This is a genomic window from Gracilibacillus pellucidus, from assembly GCF_033949965.1.
Taxonomy (GTDB): domain Bacteria; phylum Bacillota; class Bacilli; order Bacillales; family Amphibacillaceae; genus Gracilibacillus; species Gracilibacillus pellucidus.
Window position 1 is genome coordinate 412636 of the sequence record NZ_JAWZSR010000002.1, and the last position, 26622, is coordinate 439257.

The following is a 26622-nucleotide window of genomic DNA, read 5'->3' on the forward strand; positions in this document are numbered from 1 at the left end:
CTCCTCTACTTAGACGGTCGCCATTAATTAGTACGACCTACTAATCCCATAAAATAGTCAAACATAGAATCATCCATATGCTGTAAGTGTTGTTGTTTAAACTCATACAAATCTGATTCCAAAATAGTCGTTTTGTTCTGTTGCCTTAAGAAGGATACAAGAGCTTGTAAGGTTTGATCGCGCTCCTCAGAGGGAGTCATGTTCATCAGACCGATGATTTGATTGCGAACACTACGTTTCATATCGAATTCTGCTAATTCTTCAAGTTCTCCACTTCTTTCTTCACGCTCTCGATATGCCTTTATATCCTCAATAGTCAGCTCTTTAGCACTATCTAAACCTAGCCGTTCATATTGTTCCATCGGTGCATCATTTTCTTTCATCAATTTCACTAACGCTTTCGTTAGACGAAGTTCTACTTCCATATCTTGCATTTCATTTTCTTGCTTTGGATCTTCTATAAGGTTATAGAGCTTTGATCCATATTGATACGGGTTAATCAATCCTTTACCCGCTTTTATTTTTAAAGGAGTGACATTTTTCATAAAATCAAATGGTTCCGTTAGCTCCATGTTGTGCAACTCACTCGGTGAGAACATATTTCGCATATGAGTCGGCATTAGCGTATATTCATATAAAGGGCCATTCTCTGGTGTTGCAGGTCCTTTCATAAAAACATAATCACCATCGGTAATGTTGACATGAAGTCCATGATGTCCAAATAGTGCGGCTTCACGAATCTTTTCTCCCTCTTTTATTACACCTCTTAATGGTTTCCCTTGCATCGTCTCTGGAATATCCACATTAAAGAATTCTAATAAAGTTGGAGCTAGGTCAATTGTCTGTACTAATGCCTCTCTTCGTGTATTACGAGCTTTCTCTCTTGGATCCCATACAAATAACGGGATATTGGCAATTTCATTGTAAACAGGCATTACCGTTTTTGCCCACCAGCCATGCTCGCCTAGCAAATATCCATGGTCCGTATTGACAATTAACATCGTATCTTCCCACATGTTATATTTGTCCATCATATCTAGAACTTTACCTAGGTTTCGGTCACACATACTTAACAAGGCTGCATATTCCATTTTCCCATGCTCGACAACCTCTTCGCTTTCTTGTACAAAATAATAGGGTGGCCAATCAAAATGCTTCCCCTCGTAATCATGAGGATAGAGATCTTTGTATTCTTCGTAGCTAACGAAAGGTTCATGTGGATCAAATGTTTCTAATTGAAGGAACCAATCATTCTCATTATGATTTTTTTCAATGAATTCTAAACCATTCTTAAAGGTTAAAGACTGTGGATGAGCGTTCTCCTCTTTGTAGTATTCTCTGTTGATCTGATCTTGTTCGAATAATTGTTTCATGATTGGGTTTCTTGTATGGTCTACTTCTGTTTCAATGTTCACGCTCTCATTCACATGCCCTTTCCACGGGTCGCCCTCTTGACCACGAATTAATTCAAACGTGCTATAACGTGTATGATATGTTCCTCCTCCATCTTCCCAGTAGTGTTGGTGATCTGTCACTAAATGGGAGTGAACATTGTTATTTTTCAAAAGTTCTGGCATAGAATCATCAAACGGTTCTATTGGCCCCCAACTTCGATGAAGGAAGTTATATCGTCCCGTATGAAGTTCTCTTCTTGCTGGCATGCATGGCAAACTTCCAGCATAGCAGTTATCAAATGTTACCGTTTTTTCTTGAAGACGTTTAAAATTCGGCGCATGCAACCAATCACACCCATAGTTAGGAAGCATGTTGCGATTTAATGAATCAAACATAACCATTATCGCTTTCATTCTTACACCTCATTTATCGATTTATTTATAACGGGATTAATTCCTGTTAACGCTTTCTTAAAAAGATTCTAATACTTTTCACTCTCTATTTATGGTTATTTAATTGTATTTTTGGTATTTTAATTTTATATAATAAAGAAATGATAAACATCTTAAATGATGAAGGGGGTTTTCCTATGAATGAGTCAATGAAAGATTTGTGTAAACTCGTGTCAGGCACTTTTGAATTATCAACTTTCTTCATTGATCGGAGTGGCGAAGTCCTCTTTGAATGTATCCATAATGATGTATTAAATCCGTTATACCAAAGTAAAAAACAGAAATTATTTGATCTATTAAACTTTAAGCCCCAACAAGAATTCGAGTTTCCTGTTATCAGACAAACATCCCTTTTTGAGAACTTTATATGTATGAGTGTCAGACAACATAACCGCTTCGAAGGAACGTTAATAATCGGACCTACGATTTTTTATCGTTTATCTCATGAAGATATCAATGGCCTAATCAATGACTATGCGGTTTCTGCGCATAAGAAAAATGTATTTCATTACTATGAATCTGTGCGCGTTGTAAAAATGGACAAGCTAGTGACATTTAGTTTGATGATTTACTATACGTTCTACCAAAAGCTGCTCTCTGCTGAAAAGATACTTCATGAAGTCAATGAAATGGAACAAGGACCCGTTCATGTTAATAATCCCGATTTGGAAGTCTCCAAAAGACTACAAAACGTATCCTTGCACCATGACCCGCTCCTTGAGAAAAGATTTTTTAACAATATTAAGGAAGGACGGTTAGAAGAAGTAAAGAAATTTCTTCAAGCTCTTCGCGAAAAAGAACCTGGTCCTCTATCTAAATCAAGCTTCCTCCGTTCAAGAAAAAACCTTGCGATCGCCACTATAACGATGGCAACTCGGTCTTCTATAGATGGGGGACTTCATTCGGAAGTGGCCTTTACATTAAGTGATACGTTTATCCAACGTGTGGAAGAACTGAGCGAAGTAAAGGATTTAAATCATCTAGTCGAAGAAGTGGTGTACACTTTTACAGAGAGAGTTGCAAAAGTCAAAGAACAGCGTTATTCCAAGCCCATTACACTCTGTCAACATTACATCTTTAGTCATATTTATGAAGAAATCACTCATGACGAATTATCGGCAGCTGTTAATTTGAGTCCATCTTATTTGTCCGTGTTATTTAAAAAAGAAGTGGGGATTTCAGTAAGCGAATATATTCAACGCACAAAAATTGATGAAGCAAAAAAATTACTTACCTATACGGAGAAACCTCTATCGGAAATATGTTCATTTCTCCATTTCACTGACCAAAGTTATTTCACAAAAGTTTTCAAGAAAGTAACAGGTGTTACACCGAAGCAATTTAGAACAATCTCTGATAAATAAGATGCATTCTACTTAGACAATTAGGCATATAATGAGAAAAGGTTCCGACCATTAAAGAACATTGATCGGAACCTTTTTTATTTATTTTAGAAACGTCTATTATTGACAAAGCATTAGTATTCTCCTACTATAAGATTAATTTTATTCTCGACAAAAGGAGCTTGTTACATGGATTTTTCGAAATTTTCGGAAGTATCGCACCATTTATCAAGAAAGTCTGTTTACGCTAAAAACGGAATGGTTGCCACTTCACAGCCACTTGCAGCGCAAGCAGGTTTAGACATTCTAAAAAAAGGCGGCAATGCTATTGATGCAGCGATCGCCACAGCTGCAGCATTAACCGTAGTAGAACCTACTTCTAACGGGATTGGTGGGGATGCTTTTGCTCTCGTCTGGACAAAAGGGAAACTGCACGGCTTAAATGGTAGTGGGAAATCACCACAATCTATCTCGATCGATGCCTTAAAGGAAAAAGGATATGAAAAAATCCCGACACATGGTTGGATACCTGTCACTGTTCCAGGTGTACCAGGAACATGGGCAGCATTAGCTGAACGTTTTGGCAAGCTTTCATTAAAAGAATCCTTAGCACCAGCAATTGACTATGCGCGAAACGGTTATCCCATCTCACCTGTGCTAGGCAAGTTCTGGAATGGTGCTTATCGCAAATTTAAAGAGAAGTTAACAGATACGGAGTTCGAACATTGGTTTCAGACATTTGCACCAAGTGGACGCGCGCCAAAAGTTGGCGAGGTTTGGTCCTCTGAAGCTCATGCTACGACATTAGAAGCAATTGCCGAGACGAACGCCAAATCATTCTATCAAGGGGAACTGGCTGAGAAAATCGCTTCTTTCTCGCAAGAAACAGGTGGATTTTTGACGGCTGATGACCTTGCTGGATTTGAACCAGAGTGGGTGGACCCAATCAAAGTGAACTATCGCGGCTATGATGTATGGGAAATCCCACCGAATGGGCAAGGGATTGTCGCATTAGAAGCATTGAATATATTAAAAGGATTCGATTTTGCTATACAAGAATCTGTTGATACCTATCACAAGCAATTTGAAGCTATTAAACTAGCATTTGCTGATGCATTGAAACATGTTACCGAAGAAAGTCACATGCAATATACGAGTGAGCAACTATTAAGTGATACCTATGCAAATGAACGTCGCGCACTCATTAACGACGATGCGTTAACACCTGAAGCAGGTGAACCAAAAGCAGGTGGTACCGTTTATTTAGCAACAGCAGACAATGAAGGAAATATGGTATCCTTTATCCAAAGTAACTACATGGGCTTCGGTTCAGGCATTGTCGTACCCGGAACAGGCATTGCCCTACAAAACCGAGGACACAATTTCTCCATGGATAAGACACATGTGAATGCACTGGCAGGTGGCAAGCGTACCTATCACACAATTATTCCTGGTTTCCTATCAAAAGATGGTGAAGCGGTTGGCCCATTCGGTGTCATGGGTGGATTTATGCAACCACAAGGACATGTACAAGTTATCATGAGCACCGTTGATTTCGGACTGCATCCACAAGCAGCACTAGATGCAGCACGCTGGCAATGGATGAAGGATAAAACGATTGAAGTGGAAAACAGCTTCCCACATCATCTTGCACAAGCATTAGCAGCCAAAGGACATGATATCAAAATACAGCTTGAACCAAATAGCTTTGGCCGCGGACAAATTATATGGCGTGATCCCGAAACAGGTGTCCTAGTCGGCGGATCAGAATCACGAACAGACGGTGCAGTTGCCGCTTGGTGATGAGATTTTACATTTAAAGTTGCCAGTAGCTCTTCGGAGTTTACTGGCAACTTTTTTTGTTTTACTAGCAACTTCTTCACCAGATATAAATAGCAATCTGTGATTTACTCTCCACTTGAAACAATTGTCCCATCCAACTTTAGTATCTATTTTCCTAAATCTTCAAAGAAGAATTGCCACTATTTATTTTTTCTGTTACCATAGTGAGTGAGTACTCACTATATAAATTATAGAAAAGGAGCACACCAAAAATGATCAAATTATCCAATATATCTAAAAGCTTTGGAAAACAAACTATCTTACAAGATGTATCTGTGGATATCCATGCTAATAAAATTACTGGTTTGATTGGTCCATCAGGTACAGGTAAGACAACCTTGATTAAATGCTTAATGGGAATGGAAAGATACGATAATGGATTCATCAGTATAAATAACGTAACTGTACCAAATCGCAAACTTTTGAATAAAATTGGCTATATGGCTCAAAGTGATCCGTTGTACCATGATTTAACTGGATTAGAAAACATTCAATTTTTCTCCCATATGTATGGAATGAAAAGTTCCAAACAGACAATCAAATCCATACTAAATCTAGTTCAGCTTGAACAGCATAAAAAGAAATTAGTACAGCACTATTCTGGTGGAATGAAACGCCGGTTATCTCTTGCTATTGCCTTGATTAACCAGCCAGATTACTTGATTCTAGATGAGCCAACTGTCGGAATTGATCCTGTTCTCAAATTGAACATCTGGGACCAACTGCATGATTTAAAGAAGGACAGTACGATGTTAATTACCACACACATTATGGATGAAGCAATGAGGTGTGATCAGCTATTATTGATGAAAAATAAGGGGATTGCAGTAAGTGGTAGTCCACAAGAGATATTAGAAAAATTTGGTGCAAGTGATATTGATCAAGTCTTTTTGAAATTGGAGGAGAGAGAACATGAGAATGCTACATCTAATTAAAAGGATTTGCCAACAGGTACTACGTGATAAACGTACACTTGCATTATTATTTTTAGCCCCTATCTTTGTCATCACGCTGCTTAATTATATTTTTCCTGATCCAGATGACAAGGTGACGATTGCTACTATCAATGTTAATGAAGATGTCATCAATAGTATGGAAGACAATGATATGATTGTGAAGCAAGAAAATGGGATGGATATAAAGTCTTATCTAGAAGAAGGGGATGCCAACGCTGTCTTGGAAGAAAAGGATGGGGAATGGACATTAATCATTCTCAATGATAATCCAATAGATGAAGGTCCAGCTATTCAAGGGAGTTCACAAGCAGTGATGAAAACAAACTTAACTAACCTTTCCAATAACATTGATGAAATGATTAATAACATGGAGGAGATGATGGAACAGCTTCCTTCTGAAGTAGCTCCGAACACGAACATAGATATAGACACTGATATCAATACAGAAATAGATATGGATGAAGACCTAATTAAAGTAGATTACATTTATGGGGATAAAAGATATACTTTTTTTGAAGTATTAAATCCAATTTTGGTAAGTTTCTTCGTATTCTTTTTTGTCTTTTTGATTGCCGGAATGTCTATGCTAAAGGAAAGAAGTAGCGGCACACTTGAGAAACTATTATCGACTCCAATTAGGAAATCTGAGGTTGTATTCGGTTATTTAATCGGATATGGGATTCTAGCTATTCTACAGTCAGCTGTTATTATCTTGTATTCTATATATATTTTAGACATGGAAATAGCGGGTTCAATGACCAATATGTTTATTATCAATATTTTATTAAGCTTTGTGGCACTTGGGCTTGGCTTGCTGCTATCCACATTTGTTAGCAGTGAATTCCAAATGATTCAATTCATTCCTATCGTTGTTATTCCGCAGATTTTCTTCTCCGGAATGCTAAATGTAGATATGATGGAGCCTTGGCTACAATTGATTGCGCCAATTATGCCACTTTACTATGCAGGAAATACAATGATTGACGTTGTACTAAAAGGATTCACACTGAGTGAAATAATAACTCCTTTATCTATTTTACTTTTATTTATCGTTATTTTCATTACGCTCAATATTTTGGGGATGAGGCGATATCGGAAAGTATAAAATGAAAGTTCTTGTTATATAGGACTAGTAAAAACTCTTTCTCAACTTTATTGTGAGAAAGAGTTTTTTATAACTGATTTAGCTTATAGAGATCCATAATCTAAATACATATTGTATCTAGTAATCTAGCAAGTAACTGTAATGTATCTCTTTATCAACGCCCGCCACTGGACGTAACTCACTTAGTCAAAAAAGCTCAACATTCTAACGAAGGTGGTCAATCCACGTACTAAGTTCTCTTTATTGCATAACTCCGCTCTTCAATATTTGAATAATTCTTTCTATCTCCACTTCCTCCTCATCCCAATTTGCTTCAGGAAGAAGGACATATCTCATAACAACATATGACAAAATAGAGGAAGCAATAGTGCGGATAATCACATCTGGATTCATATCAACCAATTGTCCTTTATCTTGATAAAAACGGACAATTCCTTCCATTCTTTCAAAAAGATCCTTTCCGATTGATTCAATAAATTGTTCTTTAAGTTCCGGATGAAAAGGAATTTCCTGAATCAGTATTCGTAGCAATGGCAAATTATTTTTAATAAATTCTTTTCGGTTTTCAATCATGGCCCGAATTAAGTCCTGAAAATGCTCAAATTCTTGATCCAATACTTTTTCCATATCTTTTTTTATCATTGGAGCAAGAAATCTCATCATCAACGGGGAAACAATCGCCAATAGCAGCCCTTTTTTTGATTTAAAATGCTTAAAAATAGTTCCCTCCGCTACTTCTGCCTTCATCGCAATTTCACTTGTTGATGTCCCAGCATAGCCTTTTTCCGCAAACAATTCTGTTGCAGCCTCTAATATAGCTTGTTGTTTTTTCGTTAATTTCGGTTCATTATTTGTCATTTTCATTCGCCTCTTATTCAGATCACACTTGTTATATCCACCACTTTACTATGAAGCAGGAGAAAGTGCAAATACATATAAAGGCCTGAAACCCTCGTGATTAAGTCTTACAATTCTAGAGAAATATTAATCTCACTCAAGAGCAATGTCATTCCATTAAAATCGGTTTCATCGGTGACACGAAAAGAGAGCATCACCCTCATAGTTTTGCTCTCCTCTCCCCTACACCAAGACCCAATGATTCGGGCGTTTTTCTTCAAATATATTCTTTTCGAATTGATAGCTTTGTAATTCAATACTATGCTCACGGATTTTCTGTGATTCAATGATCGGATCTGGTACTGGCACTGCATCGAGTAATGCTTGTGTATACGGGTGAATCGGATGCTGGTAAAGCTCTTCGCTTTCAGCAAACTCGATAATTTTTCCTGAGTACATCACGGCAACACGATCACAAATATGTTTCACCATGGCTAAATCGTGGGCAATGAATAGATAGGTTAAGCCTAATTTTTTCTGTAAGTCTTGTAATAGATCCACGATCTGTGCTTGGATCGATACATCTAAGGCGGATAATGGCTCATCACAAACAATGAATTTCGGTTTTACCGCAAGTGCTCGGGCGATACCGATACGTTGTTGCTGACCACCGGAGAATTCATGTGGATACCTGTTTGCATGTTCTTTCTTCAGTCCGACAAGCTCTAACAGCTCTTCCACTCGTTCACGTCGCTCTTTTTTCGTTTTGCATAGCTTATGAATATCTAATGGCTGCCCAATAATGTCCAAAATCTTCATTCTTGGGTTCAATGATGCTTGCGGATCTTGGAAAATAATTTGCACATCGCGACGCAATTCTTTCATTTCCTTCTTATTAAATTGGTGGATGCCCATCCCTTGGAACATTACTTCCCCATCTGTTGCTTGCTGCAATTGCAAAATCAGTCGTCCTGTTGTGGATTTACCTGAACCAGATTCACCAACTAGACCTAATGTTTCACCAGGTCGGATCTCAAAATTAATTTTATCTACCGCATGAACCGCTCCCCCGAATTTTAGTGGGAATAACTTTTGCAAATCACGTACTGCAACAAGTGGCTCCGCGTCTTCCTCCAAGTGATTATCTTGCTGAATCTTCGGTTGATCGATTCGAGGCAAAGCATTTAATAGCTTTTTCGTATACGGGTGTGCTGGTTGCTGGAAAATAGATACTGTATCATTTTGTTCTACAAGCTCTCCATCCTTCATCACGACAACCCGATCACACATACCTGCTACTACACCAAAATCATGTGTAATTAAAATTATACTCATCTCGAATTTCTCTTGTAAATCTTTCATTAACTGTAAGATTTGTGCCTGAATTCGCACGTCTAATGCGGTTGTCGGTTCATCAGCGATTAATAGCTTCGGACGACACACTAAGGCCATCGCAATCATCGCTCGTTGCAACATTCCACCGGAAAATTCATGTGGATATTGATGGTATCGTTCTTCTGGCTTGGAAATGCCGACAAGCTCTAACATTTCTATGGTATCTTTTTTCGCAGCATGAGCAAAAATATCACGGTGCTTCATACTCATCTCATCTATTTGTCTACCAATTTTCATCGTTGGGTTAAAGGAGCTCATCGGGTCTTGGAAGATCATACTTATTTCTTGTCCACGTACCTTTAACATTTCCTTTTCGGTATAGCTCGTAATATCCTTTCCATTTAACAGGATACTTTCTGCATCAACGTTAGTCGAATGATCTGGTAACAATTGCATGATTGATTTTGCCGTAACACTCTTTCCTGAGCCGGACTCCCCGACAATGCCTAACGTTTCCCCTTTTCCAACTGCAAAAGAAATATGTTTAACCGTCTCTATATCCTCTTCCGTTGTATGAAAAGACACGGATAATTGATTAACCTGTAATAATTCCTCCATCTGCATTACCTCAGTTCCAAAATTATATTACCTCTTTTTATTAATATATAAGCTTCAAATTCAAAATAATTCGAATATAATGAATCATAATATTGACATCTAATTGAAACATTCCTATAATTCTCTTTAAGCTATTCTATACTAAACAACTAGGAATTATCAACTTTCAAGGAGGTATTTAGATTCATTGACTGATATAGTACAGAACAATGCGCTTTCAACTGGATTCCGTACGATTAATCGGCACCCAGTTTTAAGATGGTTACAGTGGATCATCGGCTTCCCTATTCATCTAGTCGCCTTCTTGTTCTTTTTAATAAAAGGAAATAACAAAACATACCAAGAACTATTACAGGGAAAGGAATTGAATATTCTCCAATCAGAGCTTGGTAAAACGTTACGTCTCCGTTATGAGAAACAGTATGATAACAAACAAGCATACTTTAATCGAACTATAGATGAAAAAGAACGTGAAACATATGTGCAAGCAGAATTAAACAAGCGCCTGACGAAACTAGCAGAGGAAGAATTAGCTCAAGCTGGGATAGAGAAGGTGTCCTATGCAGATTATTTTGATCAGCTTCTTCATCGTAAAGGCTTTGTCGTCGCGAGTTTTATTCCAGGTATTCTCGTATACGCTTTTTATTTTATTTATCAACAAGCATTTATTCGTTTTGTTGTGGAACGACTTTTTATGACGTTATTCGTTATATTATCCGTTATCGTCGTTGTATTTACGATTCTTTATATTTCACCTTCAGATCCGGCGGCAAATATATTAGGAGAGGCAGCGACACCAGATCAGCGTATTGCATTTAATCACCAGTATGGCTTAGACCAGCCGTATCTTGTACAACTTTGGCATTCGATTACCGGCATTTTCACTTTTGACTTAGGTAACTCCTTTGTCGGAAATGAAGCGATCATTACAAGTATCTCTAATCGTTTACCTGTTACCTTAACGCTTGCGATCGGTTCTCTTTTATTAGCGGTAGCGATTGCTGTGCCAGTTGGAATGATCTCCGCTGCCAAAATGAATTCTATTTGGGATTATAGCTTTATGTTTCTTGCCTTAATTGGTCTGTCGATTCCGAGCTTTTGGCAAGGGTTGATCCTTATCTTAACCTTTGCAATTCAGCTAGATTGGTTACCGTCAACTTATTCACCGCATGATGCGATGTCGCTCATTATGCCGATAGTCGTACTTGGTACAGGACTGGCAGCGACGATAGCAAGGATGACGCGCTCGTCCATCTTAGAAGTCATGCATGATGATTATATGGTAACGGCAAAGGCAAAAGGATTAAACGGACGCGAAATGTTTATCCAACACGCACTTCGTAATGCATGGATTCCGATTCTAACCGTGATTGGTTTACAATTTGGTGTCATGCTCGGTGGTGCAGCCGTTACAGAGAAAGTATTCAATATTAGTGGTTTAGGTAGTTATATTGTAGATAAGCAATTCATACCAGATACCCCGGCTATTCTAGCTGGTGTTGTCTATATTGCGATTGTTATCTCTATCGTTAACTTAATCGTTGATCTTCTCTATGCCTTACTGAATCCAAGAATTCGTTCACAAATGAAATCTAACTAGCCAGAGGAGGTGAAGCATATTGGAACGATCTCTTAAACAATCACAACTGTATAAGCACGGACTGTTTTCACTCGTCTTATCGATTGCACTCAGTCTCATTTTCTTATTCAACAGTTATGATTTTAGCAATCAGACTTTTTCGACTGGCTTTAGTATCTTTACGATCCTGTATGCTATAACAAGTATCTATCAAGCATTCTTACTGCTTTTGTTACGAAATGATTTACAGAAAAAAGGAGAAGTGGCAACAAGAACACGTATGTTAGGTGGTATTCAACTTCTATCCTTATTTTCAGGAAATGTATTCGCGACAACATTTGCTTTTCGCCTAATGCGAAAGAAAGCTTCCATTGAATATACCTTTGCCTATTACATGCTAATGACTGATTTTCTTATTGTCGCAGTTACTCTATTAAATTTATTTAAGCCATATGTATCGAATTTCTTTCTATTATCAATGTCGATACTAGTTGTTTTATTCGTTACAGACATTGTACTCGTTATTTTCTTACTTAAATATAACGGCTCTATTCACACTTTACCGAAGTTAATGAAAGGTATTGCGATTGTATTATTTATTACCGGTTTAACGGGTAATATATTCCGCTTCTTATTAGGTTATAGCTTACTATTAAAAGGCTCGAACCGTGAACAATCTGTTATTGATCAGTGGCATTTCTTCTGGGTGAAGTTAACGAAAAACTTCACCGCCATGATCGGGATGTTATTTATCGTCTTTATCTTTTCGATTTCGATTACTAGTTATGGAACATTTGTCACAAGTTTCGCTACATCAAACAACTATAGTGCACTTTTGACAGAACCAAACTTAACGTATCCATTTGGTACAGACAACTTTGGTCGTGATGTCTTTTCTCGTATTATTTTCGGTGCACGAATATCATTAATGATTGGATTATTAACGACTATCATTCCATTAGTAATTGGTGGACTGTTAGGCGCTATTTCTGGATATTACCATCAAGCAATTGATCATACGATTATGCGAGTGATGGATATATTATATGCGATTCCGGGTATTTTACTTGCAATAGCCATTATCGCTGCTTTTGGTTCTAGTACGGTCAATTTAATTATTGCATTAAGTGTAGGCTCCATCCCTATCTATGCAAGAACAATGCGGGCAAATGTGCTAATGGTTTCGAACTTAGAATATATCGAAGCTGCCAAAGCTTTAGGGGAATCACATTGGAAAATCTTATTCCGACATGCCGTACCAAACTCCTTTGCTCCAATGATTGTTCGAGCGACTCTAACAATTGGTACAGCCGTTATTGCGACAAGTAGCTTGAGCTTTTTAGGATTAGGTGTTGAACCACATATTCCTGAATGGGGAAATGTATTACGAATTGGTAGTGCATACTTAGAGACAGAACCTTACCTGGCAATATTCCCAGGTTTTGCGATTATTTTGCTTGTCCTTTCCTTTAACTTTTTAGGAGATGGGCTCCGCGACGCATTAGATCCAAAAATGAATTAATGGAACATTACATTAGGAGGTAACAACATGAAGAAATTAAGCTTTATTTTATTTGGTGCACTAGTATTATTTTTAGCTGGATGTGTCAGTACAGAGTCTGATGTAGAAAATAACAATGACTCAGATGCCAATGACACGCAAGATCAAGAGCAAGCTCAAGGTGATACATCTATTAGTATTCTTGGTATGAGTTCAGAAGAAGATGATTTAAATATTTTACGTGATCAATTAACGAATAGTGGTTTCGACGTTACATTAGATATTCAACCAGACTTCGGTAGTTTTTCCGCGCAACGTGATGCAGGGAACTATGATTTATCATTAAATAGCTGGACTACTGTAACAGGTAACCCTGATTATGCAGTTCGTTCCCTATTTACATCTGATGGAGATAATAGTCTATTTTCTGATGATGAGGCGGATCGATTAATTGACTTAGCAAGTACACAATTACCTGATGAATATCTAGACACATATGCTGACCTAGAGCAACATATCGTATTTGATCAAGCATATATTGCTCCACTTTATACATCTTATAAAGCACAAGGTGTAAACCATGAGATCATGGATGAGTCTACGATTCGTTTACCAAAATCTCGTGCAGCTGTTTGGGAAGATTACTCATTCAATGATGAATCTCAAAATGATAGCCAGCCATTGTTAACACACCAAGCAATCGGTGATTTAACATCACTTGATCCAATCAAAGGTAATGACGGATCTATTAACACATTAAACACAAACATGTATGTGCGTTTAGTAAACTTAACAGATGATGATCAAGTTGTCTCTGATGGATCACTTTCACGTAACCATGCGATTGCAGATGGCAACCAATCTTACTATTTCTTATTACGTGATGACATTCATTTTGCTGCTGTTGATGGTGATGATGCGGTTGACACTGGCGAACTTGTTAGCGCAGAAGATGTTACATTCTCCTTAGAACGTGCAAAAGATCGCGATTCTGTACCAGACCACCGTACGTACAGCTTACATGAAAATATGGACACTATTGAAGTTGTTGATGATTTAAACGAGTTAGAATCTACAGAAACACAAGATGGTACTTCTATTAAAGAAGCATTGGAAGATGGTGTAGACCAGTCTATTTCTACTTTAACAGCTGATAAAACAGAAGTAGATAATGCAAATGGTGTTTACCAAGTAGTAAAAGTAACAACTACTGAGCCATTCCCGCAAGTATTAAACTATCTTGCACACCAATCTGCTGGTATTGTTTCAAAAGACCAAGTGGAAAGCATTAATACGTTTGATGTAGATAGTTATGATGTAAATGAAGATATTGCCTATGGTGACCAACGTACTGTAACAGGTGCTGAGGAAAATACGTTATATGCTAGTGGTCCATATATCATGGTTAGTAAAGATGATTATGAAGCAGATTTCGTCAAAAACCCTGGCTATATGGAAGGTACAGAACATGAACCGAAAATATCAGAAGTTGTTGTGAAATTCATCCAAGATACAGAAGCTGCTTTGGCAGCGCTACGTAATGAAGAGATTTATGTATTCAATGGTGTGCCAGAAAATCGTTATGATACAGTTGAAGACGATGATTCATTAACATTACAACAAAGTGAAAGTAATGCTGTATCTTATTTAGCAATTAATATGAACGAAGACAAATTTGCCGATAACCTAGCGTTGCGCCAAGCAATTCTTTATTCGATTAATCAAGATGAATTCATTTCGTTCTATCAAGGAAACAAAATGCCTGCTGTATCTCCTGTAAGTCCATTAGTAGATACAGGGTTGAAATTAGAACCAAATCAAGAAGAAGTAGAACGTTTATTAGGTGAAGGTGAGTAATATTTAAAAGAAAACCCTAAACTAACTATGTTAGTTTAGGGTTTTTAATTGAAAAGATCTCAATCTTGTCAAAATTTGCGATCAATTAGATAGTGTTACATGCCAATGTTTTACCTTAATGATATAATAAAGTGAGACTTCAATCAGTGGGAGTTTTTGAATCTCACTGATTGTTAGCGAAACTTATCAGGGCATTAGCGTCCGTTTATCCCCCACTTAGCTTCTTTGTTTTAACTCGAATCTTGAAGTGGGGGAATTACGGACTCATGCACCGTGATAAATAGAGCAAATCCCTTTTATTATTACCCGGGAAATAATGCAAGGAGCTGACTGACTAATGGAGAAAATTATCTTTATTGAAACAGGAACAGGAATTGATGTACACGGACAAAATGTGACAAAGGCATGTCTACGTGCTGTAGAAAATGCTATTCACTACAATTCCATGCCAGGTATTAAAGATTACTTACCTGAAAACAATTTACATAACATGAAAGTAAACGTTAAATTAGCAGTACCGATGGATAAAGAAAAGGTAGATATCGACCTAGTGAAGCAAGAAATTCCTTATGGTACGGTTACTGTCGAGATTATTGATGGTGGTATGGCTACCACATCAGGCATTATTCTTGAAGATAAAGAGGATAAAAATGATTTGATGTATATCGTTAACGCGGCGGTAGAAGTCGGATATTAATTTTATCTACTGACTCACAGAAAACTTCATGTTGATGAGTGACCTTTTTCTTTGAAGTTCATTGTTTGGGGCACTCATCAAACCAATGAAGAACCTTTTTCACTGATTTTACATTTTTCGGTCATTCATCAAGCTTATGAATGACCTTTTTCTGTGCGATTCCATCTTTTTTCGTCACTCATTAACGCTTGAGTGACCAATCTCCCATCCTTTTTCACGATTAAGATGTATGAGATACTATGAAGCTTGCCTTACCTGCTAATTGATAAGAGGGAACGCTTGCTGGAATAATGAAATGATCACCTTTTTTGATTGGATGTACATTGTCTGCTATGGTAACTGTTCCGTCTCCATCAATGACACTCACTTGTAGGAAGTCTGCTGTTCTATCTAATGATACTTCCCCATTTAGTTCCCAGTGATAAACCGTGAAATATTTCTCTTCTACAAGTTTTTTCTCAATTAGACCAGCTTTTTCAACGATTTCTTCACTTATTTGTGGTGTTTCATGTGGGACAGTCGTTACATCTTTCGCTTCATTTAAATGTAATTCTCTTGTATTACCTGCTGCATCTGTTCGATCATAATCATAAACGCGATAGGTAATATCAGAGCTTTGCTGTGTTTCCAAAATGACAATGCCTTTACCAATAGCATGGATCGTTCCACTTGGTACATAAACAAAATCACCAGCTTTTACTTTTACACGACGTAATAAGTCATCCCATTTGCCTTCATCAATCATTGTAGCTAATTCTTCACGTGTCTGAGCATGATGACCAATAATTAATTCGGCATCTTTTTCTGCACTTAACACATACCAGCATTCGGTTTTTCCATATGCTTCATTAGCCACTTCTCGAGCATATTGATCATCTGGATGAACCTGCACAGACAGATTATCATTTGCATCTAATATTTTTATTAACAGTGGATAAGCTTCTTCATTGTTATCCACAGGCTTATTAAACAACTCACCATGATCGTTCCATGCTTCTAATAATGTTTTCCCTTTTAATTCACCATTAATAATTTTACTTGGGCCATTTTCATGAGCAGAAATTGCCCATGCTTCCCCCGTTTTTTCGTATGGAATCGTATAATGAAAGTCTGTATGTAGCTTTTGTCCTCCCCAAATACGCTCTTGGAATATCGGTTGAAGAAAAATTGGTTCCTTGTACATAAATAGATTCCCCTTTATTTTTTCTTTTATTATATCCTAAACAAAGTGATCTTCAAATAATAAAACAGCTGTCATTTATCCACAACTTTGTTCACACCATAAGTTTTTCAGTAGTTATTCACATGTTAACCGCAACACAAAACACCTTATCCACATCATTATCAACATATTAACATTTTTCATATATATATCGTATAGGAATTTATGTTCTGTACTATATATGGGGAGTTATCCATAATCATATCCACAGGATGTGAATAACTATTCATTAATGTGGATAAAGAAAAAGCTCCGCACACTAATTGCGAAGCTTTTCTTATTCAATCATTTGATAAGGATGTTAATTCTACTGTCGTTTCTTGCTTCTCACCCTCACGATAGTACGTAATTGTTAAGCTATCACCTATATTTTTCTCCGAATAGAGATGTTTTCGCAAATCGACAATATCATAAACAGGCTCACCGTCTAATGCTGTTATGACATCATATTCGGCTAATCCACCTTGGTCCGCTGGTGACATTGGCTCTACATGGCGGATATACATACCTCCATCGACCTCATCTGGTAAATGTAAGCTGCGGTCCCACTCTATTTTGGCAATATCGTTTAACGAATATGCTTCAATTCCTAAGTACGCCCGTTTTACTTCACCATCACGCTCTAACTCTTCAATAATAGGAATTGCATCATCGATCGGAATCGCAAAACCTATCCCCTCGACAGCAGATTCAGCAATTTTCATCGAATTAATACCAATTAATTGCCCATCCATATTTAGAAGTGCACCCCCACTGTTACCGGGATTAATGGCTGCATCTGTTTGAATAACTTCTGTTTGCCAATCCGCACGACCATCCATCGTAAAATCTTGTGGAATCGCGCGCTGCTTACCACTAATAATACCTTGTGTGACAGATCCAGATAAATGTAGACCTAGCGGATTACCAATTGCAATTGCTGGCTCACCAACATGTACATTGGCTGAGCGGCCAATTTCGATTACTTTGCTCACATTACTAGCATCCATTTCAATTACCGCTAAATCTGTATACAGGTCACTACCAATCAAGTTCGCATCTAGCTTTGTTTCATCAGATAAAACAATTTCTACTAGATCTGCTCCTTGAATAACGTGATGATTGGTCACAATATATGCTTTGTCATCTGTAATTTTATACACAACTCCAGAACCTGTACCTTGTTCGACTTCCTCTCTTTCTTGCCAGAAGGATGCTTGGTTTTGTACGTTAACTACCCCAACAACTGCTGGTGACACATCCTCTACAATCTCCGATATTTTTGAGGAGATGTCTACTTGTATCTGGTCAACGTCACCAAAGAATGTATCATTGTCACGATTGTCTGACTGGTTGAGATTAGCTGACTGATTATGATCACCTACTACCACTTGATATGGTAGTAAATTGTTCCCCACTAAAGATGGTAGTAATATAGCGAATAAAAATGCACCTAAAACAATCCCAATGACAAAAGGCATTAACCATCTCTTTCTTTTTGGTTTTTGTCTTGATGGATAATGATCATCATAATAGCCCAATTACTTCACCTCTTTCCTAATATGTCGCGGTGACACGAATCTCTTCTTACACTACTTCATAGATAGGTGTTGGCATTTTTGGATCGGTATCATGTAATGTGACATGATCACCAACAGAAAAGCCAAAGTCATTCAATCCATTCTCAACAGACATTCTTGCTAATTCCTTCATGTTATTATCTTTGCTTAAATGTGCTAAATAAATACGCTTTGTTTCATTATCAATAATATCTTTCAATGCAACCGCACAATCATCATTCGAAACATGACCACTATCACCTAAAATACGTCGCTTCACACTCCATGGGTAACGACCCATTCTCAACATTTCCACATCATGATTCGCTTCAAAAACTAATGCATCTGCACCATATACAGTCTTCTTAATTCGCTCTGAAACATAGCCTAAATCCGTTACTAACGCCACTTTCTTACCATTATGATGAAAAGCATAAAACATCGGATCAGCCGCATCATGTGAAACAGCAAAGGATTCGACATCCAAGTCACCAAACGTTTGCGTTTCTTCCTTGTTAAAAATAAATTTTTGATCAAGATCAATTTTACCAATTGCGCCATCCATTGCTTTCCATGTTTTTTCATTCGCATAAATCGGTAAGTTATATTTTCTCGCAAATATACCTAACCCTTTAATATGGTCACTATGTTCATGTGTTACTAATATTTTTGAAAGGGTAGAAGGATCGACGTCAATTTCTGAAAAAAGGCGTGTCATTTCCTTCCCACTCAAGCCTGCATCCACTAAAATCTTCTCGTTCTCCGTACCTATATAAAAAGCATTCCCTGTACTACCTGATGCTAAAACACTAAAATGTAACGTCATATCTTACTCCACTCCATTTGTTTCTATTTCTTCTTCTCCTAAAATTTCCACTAAATATTGTTCGATCTCTTCCTCATCCCAATCTTCCCCACTAACTTCAATAGTAGCGTTACTGTCCTTATTAAAATCGCTCAATAAATCATATTTTACCTCATCAATAAATTCTTTCGTATTTCGATAAGATAAGTGGCTTTCTATCGCATTGACGAAATAATATCGTTCACTATTTACTTCGAATTGCCATGTAGGAGCAAGCACTTGTACACCATTTGGCAATGGTAACAAGTTATGATAACCAAGCGCTACTTCCTTCGTTATTTCATCTCCAGAAGTAATATAACCATCATTAAAATACAACCCTGCTAATGCTTCGAATGGTGTATTGATTTCTTCTGGACTTGAGCTATCTTCCGTTTTTTCTAAGATTGTTTGGACATAGCCAGTTACTTCACCCTCTTCATTCGTGTGAACTAATAACAAGCCGCTTTTATTAAAATAAACGGGATGGTCCATTTGTTGAAAAAATATATAGGAATCTGTTACCTCATCCATACCGAAATATTGATATTGATCAAAATCCCAAACATAGGATGCCAATTCTTGTGGGCTTTCGGCAATATTTATGTTAAGTGGCTTATCAAACTCTGCAAAAATTAATTGGTTATCTATAATAACCTTTTTCTGATCTGGTAATGCATCAATCTCTTCTCTGTCTTCCTCATCAAACTCTTTCGTTGCAGCATACAGAATAGCTTCCTCTGTAGGGGCATTATCTGGCAAGTAGTCAAGTCCAGATATATTGTTTCGCACATCATCTTCTCTAGGAAATTCTTCCGTATATTCATAAACCGCACTTGGATTACTAATGTAATGATGTAGCAAGAAGATATCAAGGATAAGAAAGCAAAGAATGAACAGTGTTTTAATTTGTCCCCATTGCATCTGATTCTCCTCCTTGTGTAGCAGTATAGTCTTCACTCGTTACATACTGCCAGCTGTTATTCGTCTCAATACACCATGTTGGTATTAAATCAAACGCTTGTCCACCAGCCTGTTCTTCAATACGATAGCCCAATTGAATATCCACTATTTTATCTAATGAAAATCGGTCTGTTTGCTCGATATACTCTAATAATTCATCGCCATTCATTAATATATCGGACGCTCGATCGTAAGAAAAGGTTAACTGCATCAACGGACGGTTATATTGATATTCCATCTGGTTTTGATACGTCACCATAATCGTTGATAATCCCTCTCTCGAAAAAACCGGGAAATTATGATACAGCATACGGTACTCTGCTTCACGACTAAACTCGCTTACATTATATAAGCGATAACGCAGGTCCTCATCCACTAGCCAGCCATTATGTCTATTCACATACTCAATCGAATTCGTAATAAGAAAGTCACTTAAGGGTTCTGTTAGACTAATTGATTCTTGGCTATTTTCTTCAGACGCTGAAAAATCAATATATTCCATAGCATAGCCTTTAATCGTCACCTCACGTTGTCCATCACTATAAACACGACCACCATCATACGTTGGTGAACTAGCAACTGTTGTCGGATTACGGAAGAAGATATTCTTAAAGTTAGTAGAATCATCAGGAATACCTTCATAACGATATTTCTTTCCTTCAATATTAATCTCATTCGGTATATAGATAGTTCGATCGCCAGCAACCTCTACTTTTTTATATGGAATAAACTCATTTACTAACTGCATACGACTGAAATAATCCATCACACGTGTGGTGTTTTGAACGCTTGCCTGAATATTAACGCCATCCCGATCATTACTTTTAAACACGACTTTCGGGTTAGACATCTCATTATCGATGTAAATATACACACGGTCAAACTTACTAGTCATAGACGGAATATCATCTGTCGTAAACAGCTCGCTAATCATCGATGCAGGAATAGACGTAGGGAAAATAAGTTCAATCGTATGCTCCATATCATCAGCATCCTCCATGTTGTCCGTTGAAATCGTCATGAAATCATATAGAGACCAATCCGAAATATCTTGAAATACCTCCACTTCTTCTTGTTTATCACTAAATCCAGTCGTTTCCCCATAATGATGAACAAGCACTTGTGATGGCTGAATTAATTCTTTTTTCGTTTGGCCTGTACCATTTAGCTGGGCATCCTCTGCTATTAATTCACTACTTGAAGACTCATAATCCCCCTGATATGTCCAAATCCCTAATGTTAGCAATATACTTAGAGCAACTAAAAAAAGTAACAATATAGTCTTTACAATCTCAACATTTATTCTCATTTTTTACTACCTCGCTTTCGTTTCGTTAGCGGTAGTGTAAAATAAACAGTCGTCCCTTGTCCTTCCTTACTAGAAGCCCAAATGTGACCATGATGCCCCTCAATTATTTCCTTGGAAATAGCCAATCCTAATCCTGTACCACCTAATTCTCGTGAACGGGCTTTGTCCACACGATAAAAACGGTCAAAAATCTTATCTAACTTTTCTCGTGCAATTCCTAACCCTTGATCGCTAATACTAATACGAACACGGTGTGGTTCCTTCACAAGTTGTAAAGTGATTTTCCCACCTTCAGGAGAGTATTTAATAGCATTGGACATAATATTATCTGTTACTTGGGTAATCTTATCCTGATCCAACCAAACCGAAATACTTTCCTCCGGTATTTTCCGTTCAAAATAAATCTTTTCTGTCTTATTCATTTCAAATCGATCTAAAATTTGATGAAACATCGGCACAATATCAAGCCGTTTTTTATACATCGTGCTTTCTTTATGATCCATTTTCGACAATTGTAATAAATCATTAACTAGTCGAATCATCCGTTCTGTTTCATCTTGTGTAACTTGTAAAAATCGTGGTGCTAACTCCTTGTCCTCCAATGCGCCACCATCTGTTAACGCCTCTAAATAACTTCTCATCGTTGTTAACGGTGTACGTAGCTCATGTGATACGTTAGAAACGAATTCCCTACGTTCCCTATCTACCTTCTCTTGCTCGGTAACATCACTTATTACCGTAATTAATCCATTAAAATTGCCTTCTTCATCCTGCACAATAGTGAAGTTCGCTTTAATAAGGAATAATTGGTCGTCATCACTGAAATCGATCGTTAAAGAACCTATTTCCTCTAATTCCTTCACATCGACTACCTTATCCTCTACTTGTAAAACTTCTTTTAACGGTAATCCTTTCGCATCATTTAACGTTATACCAATTAATCGTTGAGCAGGTTCATTCATTACCGTTATGTTTCCTTCTTCGTCTGTTGCGATAACACCATCAGACATCTTAGACAGAATCGTACTAAGCTTTCTACGCTCTTCCTCTGTTGATTGATTCGCTAATTTCAGCCGATCATTCATATCATTAAACGTCATTGCAAGCTGACCAATTTCGTCCTGTCCATACACATTTACCTTACGCGAAAAGTCCCCTCGTGCCATTACCATTGCTTGCCTTCTCATTTCGGTAATTGGCTTTGTAATGGTTCGGGCTACAAGCACACCTAAAATAACAGATACGATAATGGCTAAAAGTGTCCCGTTCAGGAAAATTTGATTAATCTCTTGTAACTGATTGTAGACACCTTCAATAGAAGCTTCTGAATAGATTGCTCCTACTGTCACATCACCATCCATAATAGGTACTGTCCGAACGTAGACACGATCAGAAGATTCCTTGTTCCTCCTCGTGTCCTTATCCGGCTGACCATGCAGTAATGCAAGACGAATACTACTATTCCCTGATATCTTCTTCCCTATCATATTGATACTATTAGCACCTAATACACGGAATTGGGAATCAATGACTTGTAGCTCTGAAAACATATCACTAGAATATCGTGACGTTATATCGCGAACTTCTTCTTGTAACGTAGGACCTTCTTCATCATCGCTTCTTTCTGTACGAAAGGCTTCTTCTAAATTGGTTACTAATACTTGCAATCGTTCATCAACATTGTCCTTGTGACTTGCTAACAAAGTTGTTTCTAATTGTTGACCAAAATAGGAACCAATTACTTGAATAGCCAATAGTAAAAACAAAGAAAGAATCACAATAATCTTTAAACGAATAGATTGAAAAAAACTAACTTGATTCATTAAACATTACCCCTGTTCAGGATTTCGCAAATAATAGCCGACACCTCGTCTTGTAACAATCCACAATGGATTACTTGGGTTATCCTCAATTTTTTCTCGTAAACGTCTTACGGTTACATCTACCGTACGAACATCACCATAGTAATCATAACCCCATACTGTCTCTAAAAGATGTTCTCTCGTCATTACTTGACCAATATGGCGAGCTAAATAGTGTAATAATTCAAATTCTCGGTGGGTCAGTTCAATGTATTCTCCGTCTCTTGTCACCGTATATGCATCAGGGTGAATAACAAGGGAACCAACTGTTATATCGGATGTTTCATTCTTTTGGCTGACTGGTTCTACTTGTAAACGTCTTAAATTAGCTTTTACTCGTGCGATTAATTCTCGGTTACTGAATGGTTTGGTTACATAGTCATCCGCGCCAAGTTCCAGACCTAATACTTTATCAATTTCAGCGTCTTTTGCCGTTAACATAATAATAGGCATGCTATGTGTTTTTCGTACTTCTCGACATACTTCATTACCATCTTTCTTTGGTAACATAATATCTAATAAAATTAAATCAGGATCTTCATTGACAGCAAGTTCAATTGCCTCTTCACCATCATGTGCACAAAGTACGTCATATCCTTCTTTTTCTAAATTAAATTTCAATATATCTGCAATTGGTTTTTCATCGTCTACCACTAATATTTTTTGACTCATAAAATGCACGTCCTTTTCTTTCATGATTTTTTAGCCTATATCTATTCTAACCGAAATGTTAAGAAATGTCTTATAGCTGCTATATATAATGTTTTGCAATCTAGATAATTAGTGTCCAGCAAAAATGTCTGTCCCCGCTGATTGGAGTCTCCATTTATATGCAAAAACCCTTGCTACTATTTCGTGTAACAAGGGTTTTCTACCATTTAGTTAACTATTAAACATATTCTTTGTGCAAAAGTCCGCTGTTTCCATATGTCAAGATTCATTTGACAACAAGAAATCAAAAACTCACAATAACTGAAGTCTCACTTTATAAATAGTCTGTCGGGTTTTTTAGTGCTCCATCTTTGCGAACTTCAAAATGTAAGTGGACGCCTGTTGAACGGCCTGTTGCTCCCATTACACCGATCTTTTGGCCTTTTTCAATTGTTTGTCCTGCTGATACATCGATAGAGTCTAGATGTCCATACAATGTACGATAACCATTGTTATGATCAATCACAATTTTATTGCCGTAACCACTGCTATCATATCCAGTAGATACAACTGTTCCATTGTCAGCAGCTAAAATAGAACGATCACTTACACCAGCAATATCAATCCCTTTATGGAACCTACCCCATCGTTCTCCCATATGACTAGAAATATATCCACCTACTGCTGGCCAGTGGAAATCGCCCGTACCGTGAGAGGATACTTCTTTGGTCCCCTTCACAATAACTTCATCAACAGGTTCTTCTACTACATTTTCATCAATTACTTCTTTCTCAACTGTCTTACCATTTACTTTTTCTAGACGGTATTGCTTCTCAACCGTTCCGTTCTTACCTTCTTGTTTGACTTCTTCTTCACCTTTGTATAAATCATCGGTTTTTTCTATTTCCGTCTCATAGTCCAGTTCTTCTTCTTTTACATTTTCTTCGACGACACGTACTTCTACATACGGCTCATTTACCGTAACATTTAATTTATCACCTGGCTTAATCGTATCATCTTCCGTTAAATCTTCATTTAATGCTAATAGTTCATCTAGAGAAAGGTCATATTTATTAGCAATAGCACCAAGTACTTCTCCGTCTTTGACTTTGTGCTTTTTCGTTTCTAATTTTCCTTTTTCTAGTAAAGTTACTCCCTCATCAACAGATAAAACATCATCTTTTGCAACTTTTTTTGTTTTTGTTGAAACTTTATCTGTTAATGATACGTCTATAATAGTATACTCCCCTACAGATAATGATTCAGATTGTTGGTCTGAGTCATTATCTATTTTATCTAATTCATCCTTACTGACAAATTGTTCTTGATATGCTTGAATGACTTCTTCTGCTACCTCTTCATTAGCAAAATAACCAACAACATCGTCTCCAACTACTAATGCTTCCGCTTCAACTGCTACTGTTAGTTCATCATCTAAATAATCTATTACTTTCTGATCATCAGCTTCTGGAGAGAACACTTGCTCTGGTACATAACGAATCTCCTCATTGATCGTATATGTAAGTTCATCCTCATCCGATTGCTTTTCTGCTATTTTATCTATGATGTAATCTTCTACGATTTCCTTGTCATCTACTGTTCCTGCATAATCACTATCTACATAAACGTGATATACCTTAGTCAACGATGATTCCTCTGCAAAAACAGTTTGTGCAGTTAGACCGATACCGACAACACTTGCGGCAGTTAACCACTTCATCGCCTTTTTCCAACTAAAACGCATTAAGGCTTCCTCCTACTATCCCAAATATTCTATCTATTTATCTTTAATTCGAACAATATACGCCTCTCAATCTATCATAAAACAAGATAGTATAAAACATTTTTAATCATAATGTAACAAAAGTGTATAGAAACACCCAATAAATTACATGTTTTATAACAATAAGTGCATACTCGTACACTTGATTCATGAAAAAATTGTTTAAAAACGCTTGATTTACCAAAAGATATTTTGTTAAAATATAACATTATTTTATCTAAATTTTCTCAAAAAGGAGTGATTATATCATTGGCTATCATACTTGCTTATTGTCAATTACATATCAAAACGCTTTTAAAGGAAAAAGTAACCCTTATTTGGTCTATTATGATTCCATCTTTGTTCCTCCTACTAAACGTTAATTTAGATTCAATCCACTCGATTGATGATATTCGCTTCTTCTGGGTTATCATCATCTTTATGACCTTTGTATATGGTATCGGGATGCATGCAATTAAGTTACGGAATTATAGTACACTTAAAACATACTTTTCCATTGCAGATACGAGAGTACGTTTTCTACTGCCTTGTCTTATCACACAATTAGTCACGATTATTATTAGTTTTACTGTTTTTAATATTATTGTTTGCTTGATTTTTCCATTTTCTATTGTCGATGTATTACATCTATCTTTAAAAATGTTGCTGTTATCCATTCCGTTTGGATTTCTCAGCTTCAGCTTCGTTTTGTTGAGAAAGGTGAAGTATGAAACATTGTCTGGCATTATGGGAATCATAACCTTTATTCTTTTATTTACTATGTCGTTTAAACTACCGCTTGGCCTGATTCACCCGCTAGTCTATATAGCTAATCTTATTTATATTGAATCGTTTCAACAAATCGTTATTTATCTGCTTATCGCATTGTTATGTCTTTTAATTGGGCTTTTCAGTGCAAGAACATTCACAGCATTCTCAGAAGAGAGGAGGTAA

At 37.1% G+C, this 26622-nt stretch carries 20 protein-coding genes; 9 read left to right on the top strand and 11 right to left on the bottom strand.

Annotated features, from left to right (window positions below; translation table 11 throughout):
* Positions 1–23: 23 nt before the first annotated feature.
* The gene (locus SH601_RS05290; RefSeq protein ID WP_319957212.1) at positions 24–1808 is read right to left on the bottom strand and encodes a sulfatase; all 1785 of its coding nucleotides are present in this window, start codon (positions 1806–1808) and stop codon (positions 24–26) included.
* 176 nt (positions 1809–1984) lie between these two features.
* On the opposite strand from SH601_RS05290, the gene SH601_RS05295 reads away from it, so the two are divergent.
* The 4 genes from SH601_RS05295 (at position 1985) to SH601_RS05310 (ending at position 7093) form a co-directional block, all read left to right on the top strand.
* Positions 1985–3211 carry a helix-turn-helix domain-containing protein gene (locus tag SH601_RS05295; RefSeq protein WP_319957213.1) on the top strand — a complete coding sequence of 409 codons (1227 nt, stop codon included), beginning with the start codon at positions 1985–1987 and terminating at the stop codon, positions 3209–3211.
* Between the two features lie 168 nt (positions 3212–3379).
* Positions 3380–4993 carry a gamma-glutamyltransferase family protein gene (locus SH601_RS05300; protein ID WP_319957214.1) on the top strand — a complete coding sequence of 538 codons (1614 nt, stop codon included), beginning with the start codon at positions 3380–3382 and terminating at the stop codon, positions 4991–4993.
* Between the two features lie 251 nt (positions 4994–5244).
* Positions 5245–5967 (top strand): ABC transporter ATP-binding protein, encoded by a 723-nt coding sequence (locus SH601_RS05305; protein WP_319957215.1) that lies wholly within the window; start codon positions 5245–5247, stop codon positions 5965–5967.
* Entirely contained in the window at positions 5945–7093 is a 1149-nt protein-coding gene (locus tag SH601_RS05310) for an ABC transporter permease (protein WP_319957216.1), read from the top strand. Before SH601_RS05305 ends, SH601_RS05310 begins: the two co-directional genes overlap by 23 nt.
* Before the next feature lie 240 nt (positions 7094–7333).
* On the opposite strand, the gene SH601_RS05315 is transcribed toward SH601_RS05310, so the two are convergent.
* Both SH601_RS05315 and SH601_RS05320 read right to left on the bottom strand, forming a co-directional pair.
* Positions 7334–7951 carry a TetR/AcrR family transcriptional regulator gene (locus SH601_RS05315; RefSeq protein WP_319957217.1) on the bottom strand — a complete coding sequence of 206 codons (618 nt, stop codon included), beginning with the start codon at positions 7949–7951 and terminating at the stop codon, positions 7334–7336.
* A 222-nt stretch (positions 7952–8173) separates the two neighbouring features.
* A complete protein-coding gene (locus SH601_RS05320; RefSeq protein ID WP_319957218.1) occupies positions 8174–9889 on the bottom strand; it encodes an ABC transporter ATP-binding protein in 1716 nt (571 codons plus the stop codon).
* Positions 9890–10070: 181 nt separating this feature from the next.
* Here SH601_RS05320 and SH601_RS05325 point away from each other — a divergent pair, with 181 nt between their 5' ends.
* The 4 genes from SH601_RS05325 (at position 10071) to SH601_RS05340 (ending at position 15517) form a co-directional block, all read left to right on the top strand.
* The gene (locus tag SH601_RS05325; RefSeq protein ID WP_319957219.1) at positions 10071–11483 is read left to right on the top strand and encodes an ABC transporter permease; all 1413 of its coding nucleotides are present in this window, start codon (positions 10071–10073) and stop codon (positions 11481–11483) included.
* A gap of 16 nt (positions 11484–11499) precedes the next feature.
* Positions 11500–12984: an ABC transporter permease gene (locus tag SH601_RS05330; RefSeq protein ID WP_413775098.1), complete on the top strand. Its 1485-nt coding sequence runs from the start codon at positions 11500–11502 to the stop codon at positions 12982–12984.
* 27 nt (positions 12985–13011) lie between these two features.
* Positions 13012–14820 (top strand): ABC transporter substrate-binding protein, encoded by a 1809-nt coding sequence (locus tag SH601_RS05335; RefSeq protein ID WP_319957221.1) that lies wholly within the window; start codon positions 13012–13014, stop codon positions 14818–14820.
* A 337-nt stretch (positions 14821–15157) separates the two neighbouring features.
* On the top strand, positions 15158–15517 hold the full coding sequence (locus SH601_RS05340; RefSeq protein WP_319957222.1) for a Lin0512 family protein: 360 nt from the start codon (positions 15158–15160) through the stop codon (positions 15515–15517).
* A gap of 220 nt (positions 15518–15737) precedes the next feature.
* Here the strand turns inward: SH601_RS05340 and manA are convergent, their stop codons facing one another.
* The 8 genes from manA to SH601_RS05380 all read right to left on the bottom strand — a co-directional run bounded on the left by manA (position 15738) and on the right by SH601_RS05380 (position 25650).
* A complete protein-coding gene (manA, locus tag SH601_RS05345; protein ID WP_319957223.1) occupies positions 15738–16700 on the bottom strand; it encodes a mannose-6-phosphate isomerase, class I in 963 nt (320 codons plus the stop codon).
* A gap of 320 nt (positions 16701–17020) precedes the next feature.
* Positions 17021–18259: a S1C family serine protease gene (locus SH601_RS05350; RefSeq protein ID WP_319957224.1), complete on the bottom strand. Its 1239-nt coding sequence runs from the start codon at positions 18257–18259 to the stop codon at positions 17021–17023.
* Positions 18260–18305: 46 nt separating this feature from the next.
* Complete coding sequence (locus tag SH601_RS05355; RefSeq protein ID WP_319957225.1) at positions 18306–19103, bottom strand: MBL fold metallo-hydrolase; 798 nt, start codon at positions 19101–19103, stop codon at positions 18306–18308.
* Between the two features lie 3 nt (positions 19104–19106).
* On the bottom strand, positions 19107–20045 hold the full coding sequence (locus SH601_RS05360; RefSeq protein WP_319957226.1) for a two-component system regulatory protein YycI: 939 nt from the start codon (positions 20043–20045) through the stop codon (positions 19107–19109).
* Positions 20026–21393, bottom strand: coding sequence for a YycH family regulatory protein (locus SH601_RS05365; protein WP_319957227.1), 1368 nt, complete (start codon positions 21391–21393; stop codon positions 20026–20028). The genes SH601_RS05360 and SH601_RS05365 overlap by 20 nt, the downstream gene beginning before the upstream one ends.
* The gene (gene walK / locus SH601_RS05370; RefSeq protein ID WP_319957228.1) at positions 21390–23216 is read right to left on the bottom strand and encodes a cell wall metabolism sensor histidine kinase WalK; all 1827 of its coding nucleotides are present in this window, start codon (positions 23214–23216) and stop codon (positions 21390–21392) included. Before walK ends, SH601_RS05365 begins: the two co-directional genes overlap by 4 nt.
* 6 nt (positions 23217–23222) lie before the next feature.
* Positions 23223–23927, bottom strand: a complete 705-nt coding sequence (gene yycF / locus SH601_RS05375; RefSeq protein ID WP_319957229.1) for a response regulator YycF — start codon at positions 23925–23927, stop codon at positions 23223–23225.
* 313 nt (positions 23928–24240) lie between these two features.
* Positions 24241–25650, bottom strand: a complete 1410-nt coding sequence (locus SH601_RS05380) for a peptidoglycan DD-metalloendopeptidase family protein (protein WP_319957230.1) — start codon at positions 25648–25650, stop codon at positions 24241–24243.
* 288 nt (positions 25651–25938) lie between these two features.
* Here SH601_RS05380 and SH601_RS05385 point away from each other — a divergent pair, with 288 nt between their 5' ends.
* On the top strand, positions 25939–26622 hold the full coding sequence (locus SH601_RS05385; RefSeq protein ID WP_319957231.1) for a hypothetical protein: 684 nt from the start codon (positions 25939–25941) through the stop codon (positions 26620–26622).